At 65.1% G+C, this 12,895-nt stretch carries 8 protein-coding genes and 2 tRNA genes; 5 read left to right on the forward strand and 5 right to left on the reverse strand.

Annotation, left to right across the window (positions count from 1 at the left end):
- The first annotated feature begins 421 nt into the window (after positions 1–421).
- Both CDN36_RS09675 and fabV read left to right on the forward strand, forming a co-directional pair.
- Positions 422–1,960 carry an MFS transporter gene (locus CDN36_RS09675; RefSeq protein WP_287496667.1) on the forward strand — a complete coding sequence of 513 codons (1,539 nt, stop codon included), beginning with the start codon at positions 422–424 and terminating at the stop codon, positions 1,958–1,960.
- Positions 1,961–2,129: 169 nt separating this feature from the next.
- On the forward strand, positions 2,130–3,323 hold the full coding sequence (fabV, locus tag CDN36_RS09680; protein ID WP_150556993.1) for an enoyl-ACP reductase FabV: 1,194 nt from the start codon (positions 2,130–2,132) through the stop codon (positions 3,321–3,323).
- A gap of 307 nt (positions 3,324–3,630) precedes the next feature.
- On the opposite strand, the gene CDN36_RS09685 is transcribed toward fabV, so the two are convergent.
- The 4 genes from CDN36_RS09685 to CDN36_RS09700 form a co-directional block, all read right to left on the reverse strand.
- Positions 3,631–4,812 carry a DUF72 domain-containing protein gene (locus CDN36_RS09685; RefSeq protein ID WP_287496616.1) on the reverse strand — a complete coding sequence of 394 codons (1,182 nt, stop codon included), beginning with the start codon at positions 4,810–4,812 and terminating at the stop codon, positions 3,631–3,633.
- Positions 4,809–6,020, reverse strand: a complete 1,212-nt coding sequence (locus CDN36_RS09690; RefSeq protein ID WP_150556991.1) for a class I SAM-dependent methyltransferase — start codon at positions 6,018–6,020, stop codon at positions 4,809–4,811. Before CDN36_RS09690 ends, CDN36_RS09685 begins: the two co-directional genes overlap by 4 nt.
- A 114-nt stretch (positions 6,021–6,134) precedes the next feature.
- Entirely contained in the window at positions 6,135–6,782 is a 648-nt protein-coding gene (pdxH, locus tag CDN36_RS09695) for a pyridoxamine 5'-phosphate oxidase (protein WP_150556990.1), read from the reverse strand.
- A 320-nt stretch (positions 6,783–7,102) separates the two neighbouring features.
- Positions 7,103–9,202 (reverse strand): AsmA family protein, encoded by a 2,100-nt coding sequence (locus tag CDN36_RS09700; RefSeq protein ID WP_287496617.1) that lies wholly within the window; start codon positions 9,200–9,202, stop codon positions 7,103–7,105.
- On the opposite strand from CDN36_RS09700, the gene tcdA reads away from it, so the two are divergent.
- On the forward strand, positions 9,201–10,037 hold the full coding sequence (tcdA, locus tag CDN36_RS09705) for a tRNA cyclic N6-threonylcarbamoyladenosine(37) synthase TcdA (protein WP_150556989.1): 837 nt from the start codon (positions 9,201–9,203) through the stop codon (positions 10,035–10,037). The two genes, CDN36_RS09700 and tcdA, sit on opposite strands and share 2 nt — an antisense overlap.
- Before the next feature lie 315 nt (positions 10,038–10,352).
- On the opposite strand, the gene CDN36_RS09710 is transcribed toward tcdA, so the two are convergent.
- The gene (locus CDN36_RS09710; protein ID WP_150556988.1) at positions 10,353–12,005 is read right to left on the reverse strand and encodes an AMP-binding protein; all 1,653 of its coding nucleotides are present in this window, start codon (positions 12,003–12,005) and stop codon (positions 10,353–10,355) included.
- 405 nt (positions 12,006–12,410) lie between these two features.
- Here CDN36_RS09710 and CDN36_RS09715 point away from each other — a divergent pair.
- Positions 12,411–12,487 (forward strand) — tRNA-Arg (locus CDN36_RS09715).
- Between the two features lie 156 nt (positions 12,488–12,643).
- Positions 12,644–12,720 (forward strand) — tRNA-Arg (locus CDN36_RS09720).
- Positions 12,721–12,895 lie beyond the last annotated feature (175 nt).

The following is a 12,895-nucleotide window of genomic DNA, read 5'->3' on the forward strand; positions in this document are numbered from 1 at the left end:
AGGGCGTATCAGCGAAGGGCGCCGGGCGCGTGGCACGAATGACGCGAATGACGCGAATGACGCGAATGACGCGAATGGCCGGGTAGCCCTCGGGAAGCATTCGGCGGCACGGCGCGAGCCTCGTCATCGGACGCGCCCCTGCGGCGGGCGTCACGTACCCAGAGCACTTTTGTCGCCGCGCCGGCCGCGGACTCGGCAGCGCCTTGCGCGGCGTTTCCGCCCGCAACGCCAGACAACATCGGGTCTTTGGACTTCCGCTTCCCGCCGTCCAACGATCCTGAGCCATTTCGGCCTGGAAAGCCGCACGGCGCCTGAACGTTCATATCTTCATTATTTTTCGCATAGAATGACGACTCCCCTCCATGAAGTCTTCAGGTAGTCCGCCGTGCGCCCCCTGCCTTTTCGCGACGCGTTGATGGCCATGATCGGCATCGCGCTCGTCAACATGCTGGTCGCTCTCGACCAGACCGTCGTCAGTACCGCACTCCCGTCCATCGTCGCCGAGCTCAAGGGCTTCGAGTATTACGCGTGGATCGCGAGTATCTATCTGCTGGCCTCCGTGGTGACCGTGCCGGTGTTCGGTCGCCTTGGCGATTACTTCGGCCGTCGCCGTTTCGTGATCGCCTCGGTGCTGACCTTCACCTTCGCGTCGCTGCTGTGCGGCCTCGCGCCCAACATGCCGTTCCTCGTCTTCGCGCGCGCACTGCAGGGCGTCGGCGGCGGCATGATGGTCGGCACGGCGTTCGCGTCGGTTCCCGACCTCTTCCCGGATGCCCGTTCGCGCGTGCGCTGGCAGGTCGTGATCACCACGGCGTATGGCATCGGCACGGCGGCCGGCCCGTCGCTCGGAGGACTGCTCTCGGAGCATTTCGGTTGGCGCTCCACGTTCTTCGTGAATCTGCCCGTCGGGCTGGCGGCGCTGTACTTCGTGTGGCGATACCTGCCGAAATTCCCCCCCGCGCACAAAGGCGACGTGCGCGTCGACTGGCGCGGCGCGCTGTGGATTGCCGTGGTGCTCGGCGGCTTCCAGGTGTTCATCGAGAACGTGCCGGCGCACGGCGCATCGCTTGGCAATCTCCTGCTGACGGCGGCGGTCGCCGTGGGCGTCGTCGCACTGCTGCGCACCGAGCGGCGTGCCACGCATCCGATCGTGCCGCTCGACATGTTCCGCCACCCGCAACTCGTGGTCCTCTTCACGCTGTCCGTGCTGATCGGCTTCGTGATGTACTCGCTCATCTTCTTCGCGCCGCTGCTGCTGCAGGGCGGCTTCGGGCTGAGTCCGCAGGCGGCCGGGCTGATTGCGACGCCCATCGCGGCGTGCATTGCATTGGGCAGCTTCATCAACACGCCCATCGTGGTAAGGCTCGCGCGCCCGACGAACATGCTGATTCTCGGCTTCTGTCTGCTGGCAGTGGCGTCGGCGGGCGTGGGACTCGCGCATCGCGACACGGCGCACGGCCTGCTGGCGCTGGCCATGGCGTGCGCGGGCATTGGCATCGGCTTCATCCTGAACAACATGAACGTGTTCGGACAGGAGATCGCCGGCCGCGAACGCTTTGGCATCACGACGGCCCTGCTGCAATCGACGCGCATGGTCGGCGGGATGCTCGGCACGACCATCGTCGGGACGCTGGTCAATCATTGGTACGCCAGGGGCGTATCGGGCGCCGTGTCCGGCTACGACGGCACTCCGGCCGCGCACGCCGTGGCGCGCGCGCTGGATCCGCGCATCCTCATCGATCCGGCCTTGCGAGCCGACTTGCTGACCGATCTGCGAGCGATGGGCGTCGACGGCATGCCACTCGTCGAAACCGCGCGGCAGACGCTGGTGAGCGCCGTTCACGCCGGTGTGCTGCTCACGGGGGTGGCGGCCATCATCGCCGCGTTGCTGGTGCGGCGCATTCGTCAGATCCAGTTCCCGAAGCGTCTCGAGCGCTCCGCGATGGCGGCGCCGGAATAAGCCGGATTCGGGGTCGGACCCGTCCGAGCTCGAAACGTCTGCCGTCCGAATTCGAAAGCACCGGAGGCGCAAGCGGCCGCCAAAATGCCGGGTCGGACCCGACCTCGTTTACAATGCGCGGTGTTTGCCGGGTGAGCCGGCATCACCGAATTTTGCGAACGAGGTTTCCATGATCATCAAGCCACGCGTGCGCGGCTTCATCTGCGTCACCACCCATCCCGTCGGCTGCGAGGCCAACGTCAAGCAACAGATCGAGTACGTGAAGGCCCAGGGGCCGATCGCGAATGGCCCGAAAAAGGTGCTCGTGATCGGTGCATCGACCGGCTACGGCCTCGCCGCACGCATCACGGCGGCCTTCGGCTGCGATGCCGCCACGCTGGGCGTATTCTTCGAGCGCGCGGGCAGCGAGACCAAGCCGGGCACGCCAGGCTGGTACAACACCGCGGCCTTCGACAAGTTCGCGACCGAAAAGGGGTTGTACGCGAAGAGCATCAATGGCGACGCGTTCTCCAAGGAGATCAAGGCGAAGACCATCGAGACGATCAAGCGCGATCTCGGCCAGGTGGATCTGGTCGTCTACAGCCTTGCTGCGCCGCGCCGCACGCACCCCGAAACGGGCCAGGTGTTCAGCTCGGTGCTCAAGCCGGTCGGCCAGTCGGTGACGCTGCGCGGCATCGACACGGACAAGGAAGTGGTCAAGGAATCGGTGTTCGAGCCGGCTACGCAGGAAGAAATCGAGAACACCGTCGCGGTGATGGGCGGCGAGGACTGGCAGATGTGGATCGACGCGCTCTCGCAGGCGGGCGTGCTGGCCCCGGGCGCCAAGACGACGGCGTTCACGTATCTGGGCGAGAAGATCACCCACGACATTTACTGGAACGGTTCGATCGGCGCTGCCAAGAAGGATCTGGACGAGAAGGTGCTGGACATTCGCGCCAAGCTTGCCGCGAATGGCGGCGATGCGCGCGTGGCGGTGCTCAAGGCGCTCGTCACGCAGGCCAGCTCGGCCATTCCGATGATGCCGCTGTACCTTTCGCTGCTCTTCAAGGTCATGAAGGCCAAGGGCACGCACGAAGGGTGCATCGAACAGATCTACGGCCTGTACAAGGACAGCCTTTACAGCGCCACGCCGCAACTCGACGACGAAGGCCGCGTGCGCACGGACCAGAAGGAACTGTCGCCGGACGTGCAGGCCGAAGTCGCCGCGCTGTGGAACCAGGTGACCGACGAGAATCTGTACGAACTGACGGACTTCGCCGGTTACAAGCACGAATTCCTGCGTCTGTTCGGCTTCGAGGTCGATGGTGTCGACTACGAGGCGGACGTCAATCCGGACGTGCCGATCGCACACCTCGTGGCGTAAGGGCCGGCGCGGCACCGCCGCCACGCTACCTTCGCAATACCGACGAGGCAATACCGACGAGGCAATACCGACGCAATACCGACGCAATACCGAGGCAATACCGACGCAATACCGAGGCAATACCGACGCAATACCGAGGCAATGCCACCACAATACCGCCGCAATATGGCGGGGTGGTGGCAGGCCCATGGTCGAGCGTCGCTCCGCCGATCCGTCGCTCCGTCGATTCGACGATAGCGCGATAAAACAATGGCCCGGACTCGGCATCGCTGCCGGCCCGGGCCATTGTCGTTGCTGCGTCAGGACCTCACCCGGCCTCGGGCGATGGCGCCGCTGCGCTGCGCGACAATTCGCCGATGCGCTCGGCCAGCGCCTGACACGACAGGGGCGACGAGCCTTCGGCCTTGTTGTTGACGATCACGTATACCGGATGGCCGGCGAGGGCATAGTGGGTTGCGAGCGCGGCCAGGACGTCGCGCGTGACGGGGTCGGGATCGACGATCTTGTCGAACGGTGCGTACTTCGCCTTGGCCTGCTCATAGCGGTGAGCGCTGTTCAGATTCCAGCGCACCACCAAGGGCCCGGTGCCCGCTTCATCGAGCATTGCCAGGGCGGCCGCCTGACGTTCCACGTGAGGCATGCGCGCATGCAGGCCGATGCAATAGCGCACGCCCAGTTGACCCAGCGTGCGCATCAGGCGCGGGGTAAGCAGTGCGCCGTCGCGAATCTCCAGGGCGTAACACGGGCCCGGCAGCGTCACGCCATCCGGAGTTGTTTCGCCTTCGGGCAGCGGCGGCAGCGCCGCGAAGAACGCCTCGATGCGCTGAATGAGGCCGGGAACGTCGCGCAGCAAATCGGCCGGCAGCGGGGAAATCTGGAACACGAGTACGCCAGCCTTCGGGCCGAGGCCTGCCAGACAAGGCGCGACGAATTGCTCGGCCGCGATGCGCGCATCGAGAAAGCACGGATTGTCGCCCAGGCCTTCACCCTTGTCGCCGCGCACGAGCGCGTCGGTCACGGCACTGGGCGCCTTGACGAGAAAGCGGAAATCGTCGGGCACCTGCTGCGCGTACTTCTGGTACTCGACGATCGACATCGGTTTGTAGAACGAGCGGTCGATGCCGACGCAGCGCAATACCGGATGACTGGCGTAGGCGGCGAGGCCCTGGCGGGAGAGCCTAGTGTCGCTGTAGTCGTCATCCCAGACAATGCCTTTCCAGCCGGGAAACGACCACGACGACGTGCCCAGACGGATGTTGGCAGGCAACTGTGCACCGAGCGTGCGCGTGGCGGCGGGGTGGTCCGCCGCGCCGACGCCGCCGCGGCGGACAGCGCCCGAGTGCCTGCCGGCGCCGGAGGGCGAGGGGGACGAGGCGGATGAGGGGGCCGAGGGGGCCGAGCGGGCCGAAGCGTCGCCATCGATCTGCCTGGCGCGTTTGCCTGCCGGTGGATCGTCAGGCGGCGCGCCAAACAGATCGAACTGACTCATCGGTTTTCGTACATATAGCGGCGCGACCAGGGCAGGCGCTTGGCCGACTGACCGGCCTTGCGGCACACGACCTGATAGATCGAGACGTGATCGTGCTCGAACGCATACGCGCAGCCCGCGAGGTACACGCGCCAGACACGGAAACGCTCTTCGCCGGCGAGTTCGCGCAGGCGCGGCGCATGGGCTTCGAAGCGCTCCGACCAGAGCGTGAGGGTGCGCGCGTAGTGACGACGCAGGCTTTCCACGTCGCTCGCCTCGAGCCCCCCACGCTGCATCGACTCGAGCGCAAGGCTGATGTGCGGCAGTTCGCCGTTCGGGAACACGTACTTGTCGATGAACTCGCCGCCGCCCATGGCCGTCTCGCCGCTGTCCGGATCGGTCGACGTGATGCCGTGGTTCATGGCGATGCCGTCGTCCTTGAGCAGCGAGGCCATCTTCGCGAAATAGTCCTTCAGGTTCTTGCGGCCGACGTGCTCGAACATGCCCACGCTGGTGATGCGGTCGAACTGGCCCTCGACGTCGCGGTAGTCCTGGATGCGAATCTCGATCCGATCCTGCAGGCCGAGTTGCTTCACGCGCTCGGTCGCCAGATCGAACTGATTCTGCGAGAGCGTGACGCCGACGCATTTCGCACCGAACTTCTGCGCTGCGCGAATCACCAGGGCGCCCCAGCCGCAGCCGATGTCGAGCAGCGTCTGCCCCGGCTGTAACTGGATCTTGGTGAGGATGTGGTCGATCTTCTTCTCTTGCGCGGTGTCGAGGTCCTCGTCGCCATTTTCGAAATAGGCGCACGAATACACCATGTTCTTGTCCAGCCAGAGCTGGTAGAACTCGTTCGACACGTCGTAGTGAAACTCGATCGAGCGTTTGTCGGACTTCTTACTGTGATTGAAATGACGCACGGCCCGCTCCAGTGGGCCGATGGTCGTGAGGCTGCTGCCCGCGAGGGCGTAGCTCATGTCGATGACGTCCGTCAGCTTGCCTTCGACATCGATTTCGCCCTTCACGTATGCCTCGCCGAGATTGTCCAGGCTGGGGCTGAGCAGGCGCGTCATGGCCGCGGGACCATTGACGCGCAACGTTACGCTGGGGTTGTCGAACGCACCAAAGTCATAGTGCTGTCCGTTCCATAGCGCGAGGCGGATCGGCAGGTTGGAGGATGTCTTGACGCCGCTGACCCAGTTTTCGAGTTTTTTCTCCCACAACATGGATGTGCTCCAAGTGTCACCAAAAAAACTTCAAATCCGTACCGCACGGCGCGGCGACGTCTCCTCGTCAATCGGGCGGGCAGGCGTACCGCGTCGGCGTAGCCGACGCATTGTTCACGGGGACAGGCGCGCTACGCGCCACGATCCGTCGGCAAGCCGGAAATATTTGATGCGATCGTGCAGGCGCGATTCGCGACCCTGCCAGAATTCCATGGATTCCGGCACAAGCCGGTAACCGCCCCAATGCGGCGGGCGTGGCGGATTGTCGCCGAACTGGCGCCGAAATTCCGCTTCGCGTTGCTCGATGATGCTGCGATCGGCCACCTCCGCGCTTTGCACGGAGGCCCATGCGCCGAGACGGGAGCCGACCGGCCGCGAGTGATAGTAGGCGTCGCTCTCCGCCTCGCTCACCTTGTCCACTCGACCCTCGATGCGCACCTGGCGCTCGAGCTCGATCCAGTGAAACAGCAGGCAGGCATACGGCGTGGCGGCCAGCTCCTGGCCCTTGCGCGACTCGTAGTTCGTGAAGAAGGTGAAGCCGCGCTCGTCGGCACCCTTGATCAGCACGATACGCGCGTCGGGGCGCCCGTCCGGCGTGACCGTGGCGAGCGTCATGGCATTGGGCTCGGGCAGTTGTGCGGCGAGCGCCTGCTCGAACCACAGACGGAATTGATCGAACGGGCTGGGCGCCACGTCGGTCTCGGAAAGGGAGCCGAGGGCGTAGTTCTTGCGCAGGTCCGCGAGAGAAAGCGTCTGGGTCACGACGATCGTTGCAGGTCGATTGCGGTTGGGGACTGCGACACAGTATAGCGAAGAGTCGGCCAGCGTGCGTGCGTGACGATTTGCCGCAAGGTGCGCGTGGCGGGCGCCCGAATGCCGCGCAACACGGGCATTTCGCGCCATGTGCTTGATATTTAAGGAATGAAGTATCCGGAAAGATGACGGTCTTGCGCCGCGAATTTCCGATCACTGCGCCACGGGTAAATCCCTGTGGCCCGCATGGATTTGCCCGCACCGACGTGCCGCTGCCCGTCGCGGCGATGCGCCGGATTGCCTCGAACGCCGCGCCGCACCGGGGCGCTTCACGGGGCTTCCCGACCCGGGACGGAGGCGGGCGCCGTCGGGGGGGCGCCCGACGGCGTCTGGCCGGCCGGCGGCGCCGCCTTCGCACCGCGCTTGCCGGCGCTCGCGCCCGGCGTGGATTTGACATTCGCCGGATTGCGGCTCGGCGGATGTTGCAGACTGGCCAGCAGCTCGCCGCAGGGACTGTCCTGGCCGGGACCGAGTTCGAGCAGCGGCACGAGCGCGGTGTAGGGCGCCAGCACGCCGAGCGCGATGGCCCCGCCCGCGCGCGCGACGAGCGTCGGCATGTTCACACCGACGTCCGGATGCTTGAACGTGCCTCGCACGTGAAGCGGCGAGCGCAAGGACAGGAGGCCGAAGTGTTTGGGCTCGGGCCGGATCGTCAGGTTGAAGTGTTCGCGCTTGAGATCGATCTGGCCGGTCACGCCGATGCTCGTGTCGTCCGTGTCGATCACGAAGGTGCGGGCATCCATGATGCCGTCCTTGACGGCAAAGTCGGCCGCTGCGCAGCGCATCTCGATCTGCTTGTCGCCAAAGAGCTTGGTGAGGACGATGTTGCCGACGTTGAGACCCAGATACTCGAGCAGGAGCTTGCTCACGGAGCCGCGGTCGATCAGCGTCTTGATCTCGCCATTGGACGATCCCGCGAGCGCGGCGATCGAGTTGCCGGTGGCGGTCAGGGCCGCGTCGCCGTTCACTTCACCCACACTGGTCTTCATCAGGTCGACGTCCGGCAGCAGTTGTTTCATCTTCAGATGCCGCAACGAGACCTGCGAGTCCACCTTCATCGGCTCGACCTGCCCGTTCAGTACCAGGTTCGACGTGATGCGTCCGCCGGCCACGCCGAATTCCAGCGGCTTGAGCGAGAGCACGCCGTCGTCGAGCACGAGATGGGTGACGAGATTGTCGATCGGCAGGCTCTTGTCGCGCACGATCTTGCGGCCGGTGAATTGCACGTCGGCGTCGATCGCACGCCAGCGGTCGGTCTTGAACGGATCGACGGGCAGCACCTTGTCGGAGGGCGGCGCCTTCGGCTTGCCGGTCAGGTCGCCGCCGCCCGACGGGTTCTGCCCGCCCACCACCGGGCCGAGATCGGCGAGCCGCAACTGGTTCGAGACGACTGCGCCCTGCAGGATGTTGCGCGGCTCGCGCTGGCGAAACACGAGCGTGCCGGACAGATCGCTCTGGCCGACCTTGCCCTGAAAACGCTCGTAGCGCCATATGCCGGCCGTGTGCAGCAGGTGGCCGTTCGTTTCGTATGGCGGCGTCTCGGGCAGCAGCACGCCGGTGATCGGATACAGGTCGGCCATGGTCGGCCCGGCGAGCCGCAGATGCATGTCGAGCGCGGAGAGCGTGGCCGGGTTCGTGAACGTGCCCTGGGCGGCGATCAGCGTGCGTCCGATGCGAACGCTCGCGTCGAGCGGATACGGCTCGCCCGAATCTTCGAGCGAGAGTACGTCGCCACCGCGGCCCTTGCCCGTGACCGCGACCTTGCGGAAAGTGCCCTTGAGCGTCACGCCGATGCCGTAGGGCGCCTGCCCGTCTATGGTCGCGATGTTGGCGGTGAGATCGAGCTGTTGCGGCACGAGGTTGGCGCGCACCACGCCGTCCTCGAGAATCAGGCGGCCGATGCGCAGCTTCCACGGCGACGGTTCGCCGTTGCCCTTGGTGAAGGTCCAGTTGTTCTGCCCGTCGGCGCGTTGCTCGATGAGCACCTTCGGGGCCGAGAGCGTGACTTCGGGCAGCACCACGCGTTTGTCGAGCAGCGGCAGCCATTCCAGCGAGAACGTGAGCCGTCCGACGGTGATCATGTCGGGCGTCTGACTCCACGCGACGTTGCCTAACACGATATCATTCGCGATCAGGCGCGGGCGCGGCAGCCAGCGCCCCAAACCCGGGGCCTGCGCATTCGGCGCGAGCCAGTGCAGCGACAGGTCGCCCCGGATCTCGAACGGGCGTCCGCTCGCGGTGCTCACCTCCCGGTTGATCCAGGGACGGGCGTAGTTCCAGTCGAACCACGTGATGAACGCCGCGAACGCCAGCACGATGGCGACCACCGTGATCGCCAGCCATTTCAATGACGTTACCCATCGCATCATGAACAGTACCCCGTCGTTCGTTGTCGCTCCGGTGCCTGCCACGCCATCGGAGTCGGATTTTGACGCGAACCGCCGTTTCGGCGGGCTCGCGCGTTTGTACGGTGACGACGGTCTCGCACGCCTGCGCGGTGCGCACGTGGCCGTCATCGGCATCGGCGGCGTCGGTTCGTGGGTGGCCGAGGCGCTCGCGCGCAGCGCCGTGGGCCGGCTCACGCTGATCGATCTGGACAACGTCGCCGAAAGCAATACCAATCGCCAGGTGCATGCCCTCGACGGCAACTACGGCAAACCGAAAGTCGCCGCGATGGCCGAACGCGTCGTGGCCATCAATCCCGCCTGCCAGCTCACGCTCGTGGAAGACTTCGTCGAGCTCGACAACCTCGACGCCATGCTCGGCGGCGGCTTCGACTGGGTTGTCGACGCCATCGACAGCGTGCGGGTGAAGACCGCGCTCATCGCCTGGTGCGTGGCGCACAAGCAGCGCCTGATCACCGTCGGCGGCGCGGGCGGCCAGATCGATCCGACGCGCATTCGCATCGACGACCTTGCACGCACCATTCAGGATCCGCTGCTTGCCAAGGTGCGTGCCCAATTACGCAAGCAACATGGTTTTGTCCGTGGTCCGAAAGCCAAGTTCAACGTGCCGGCCGTGTATTCGGACGAGCCTTTGCAATACCCCGAGGCGGTCTGTGCACCGGGCGGCGTGCCCGATGCCAATACGGGGCCGCAGGGGCTCAACTGCGCCGGTTTCGGCTCGAGCATGTGTGTCACAGCCGCGTTCGGCATGGCCGCCGCGGCGCACGTTCTGACGCGCGTTGCATCGAAATCGGCATGAACCGTCGTGCTTCAGGTCGTGCTTCAGGTCGTGCTTCAGGTCGTGCTGCGGGTCGTGCTGCGGGGCTGTGCCCACAGCGGCTCCGGCATGCTCCCGATTCTCCCAAGCCACGCACCCGCCGTGTGTAACGAAACGTTACGGGCTTCGCGAGCGCTGGCCTTGGGACCGTGTTTCGCGCGCTGAAATGACAACGGCCGGAGACTTCTCCCCGGCCGTTGTCGTTGCGGCATTCGCGTTTGCGGATTCCGAGCCTCGCGGATTTCGTTATGTACGACGAAACAACCGGAGGGAGTGATTCCCGCGCACGCCCAGGCCTTACCGAAGCTCCCGGCGCAGCACCTTGCCGACCGGCGTCTTCGGCAGTTCCGTGCGGAACTCGATTACGTGCGGGACCTTGTAGTTGGTAAGGTGCTGACGGCAGAAGTCGATGATCATCTGCTCGGTCAGGTCGTTCGACTTCTTGACGACGACGGCCTTCACCGCTTCGCCGGTGCGATCGCTCGGCACGCCCACCACCGCCGACTCCAGCACCCCAGGGCACATCGCGAGCACGCTCTCGACTTCGTTCGGGTACACGTTGAAGCCGGACACGATGATCATGTCCTTCTTCCGATCCGTAATGCGCACGTAGCCTTGCTCGTCCATCGTGCCGATATCGCCCGTGCGCAGCCATCCGTCGGGCGTGATGGTCTTGGCCGTCTCGTCGGGGCGATTCCAGTACCCCTTCATGACCTGCGGGCCGCGCACGCAGATCTCGCCTTCCTGGCCGAAGCCCAGCGCCTCGTTGGCGTCGTTGCGGATGCTCACCTCGGTCGAGGAGATCGGCAGGCCGATGGAGCCGTTGAACTCGCTGCCGAGCGGGTTGATGCACACGGCCGGCGACGTCTCCGTCAGCCCATAGGCTTCGATGAGCGGATGGCCGGTGATCTTCTGCCAGCGCTCGGCGACCGCGCGCTGCACCGCCGCGCCGCCGCCCAGCGCGCACTTGAGCGCGCTGAAGTCGAGCTGATCGAAGCCGGGCGTATTGAGCAGGCCATTGAAGAGCGTGTTGACGCCGGTCATGAACGTGAACTTCCACTTGCCCAGTTCCTTGACGAAGCCGGGCATGTCGCGCGGGTTGGTGATGAGCAGATTGAGCGCGCCGAGCTGGAGAAAGACGAGGCAGTTCGCCGTCAGGCAGAAGATGTGGTAGAGCGGCAGGGCGGTGACGATGATCTCCTTGCCTTCCTCGAGGCCCGAGCCGATCCAGGCGCGCGCCTGCAGCATGTTGGCGATCATGTTGCGATGCGTGAGCATCGCGCCCTTGGCCACGCCGGTGGTGCCGCCCGTGTATTGCAGGAACGCGATGTCGTCGTGGCCGAGCGCCGCTTCGTCATGCCCGGCGCGCGCGCCCTGCGCGAGCGCGGCGCGAAACGACACGGCGTGCGGGATGTGCCACTCGGGCACCATCTTCTTCACGTTGCGCACCACGTAGTTGACGATCCAGCGCTTCGGTGCAGGCACCAGATCGCCGATGGCCGTGGTGATGACGTGCTTGACCGGCGTATTCGGCAGCGCCTTTTGCAGCGTGGCGGCGAAGTTCTCGATGACGACGATGGCGCCGCAGCCGGCGTCCGTGAGCTGATGCTCGAGTTCGCCGGCCGTGTAGAGCGGGTTCACGTTCACGACGACCATGCCGGCGCGCAGAATCCCGAACACGGCGACCGGATACTGCAGCAGGTTCGGCGACATGATCGCCACGCGCGAGCCGCGCTCGAGACCCGGCAGGCTCTGCAGATACGCGGCGAAGTCGCGCGACTTGCGCTCGAGATCGGCGAACGTCATCGTCACGCCGAGGTTCGTGAACGAGGGGCGGTCCGCGAACTTCTGGCAGCTTTGCAGGAACAGATCGTTCAGCGAACGATATTGGTTGACGTCTATCTCGGCCGGCACGCCGGGCGGATAGCTCTTGAGCCAGACTTTTTCCATGAGCGCCTCCTTGAATATGGTTTTTATCGCATCGGCATCGCCGCGGGAAGCGCGGGAGTGCGCCGTGCGTCGTTTCATCGCATTCGGGCGGCGGGTCGAGGCGGTGGCGCCGAGGGCACCGTCTCGCCGATCCGGACTCGCTTGCGGCAGGCGCGCCATTCGACGCGCTGCAAAAAGCCGTAGCATACCGTGCCGATTACGGCGCGAGCACATGGAAAGCCCTGATTTGGCGCGGGTTTGCGTGGAGTAATTGTTCTAGCGGCAAAGGCTTGCCAGTGAGGGCGATTCCGCGCTAATCCCGCATCGAATGGCCCGCTGGGGCGGGCAAAGGCGGGGTATGGCAAAAGAATTGCAAAAAACACTTGCGTGGCCGACCGCTTTCTTACATAATTCTGTTCTCACGACGCGGCTGTAGCTCAGTTGGATAGAGTACTTGGCTACGAACCAAGGGGTCGTGGGTTCGAATCCTGCCAGCCGCGCCACCTAATTCGAGGGTCTCCTCACGGGGAGACCCTTAGTTTTTCGGGAGAGTCTTTCCCGGTGACGCGCCGCATGTCACAGACATTCGGCCCGCGTCGTCGAGCAAGGCAAACGCCGACAGCAGCAGGATTGCCTGGTCGGTGTCTCGTGCAGTACGTGCGGCTGTAGCTCAGTTGGATAGAGTACTTGGCTACGAACCAAGGGGTCGTGGGTTCGAATCCTGCCAGCCGCGCCAACCCAGTTGGCGAAAACGCTCCGGAGGCGAAAGCTTCTGGAGCGTTTTTCATTTCCGGCAACGAAATGACGCACGTCGTGCGCGAAGCTTCGCCCGGCGTCCTCCCGGGGGCGCGCCGTGCATTGGGACGTGCCGACGTGCCGCGATATCGGGCCAGGAGCGGGCCAGGACCGGC

This window comes from Pandoraea sp. CB10b_02, from assembly GCF_002216225.1.
GTDB classification, from domain to species: domain Bacteria; phylum Pseudomonadota; class Gammaproteobacteria; order Burkholderiales; family Burkholderiaceae; genus Pandoraea; species Pandoraea nosoerga.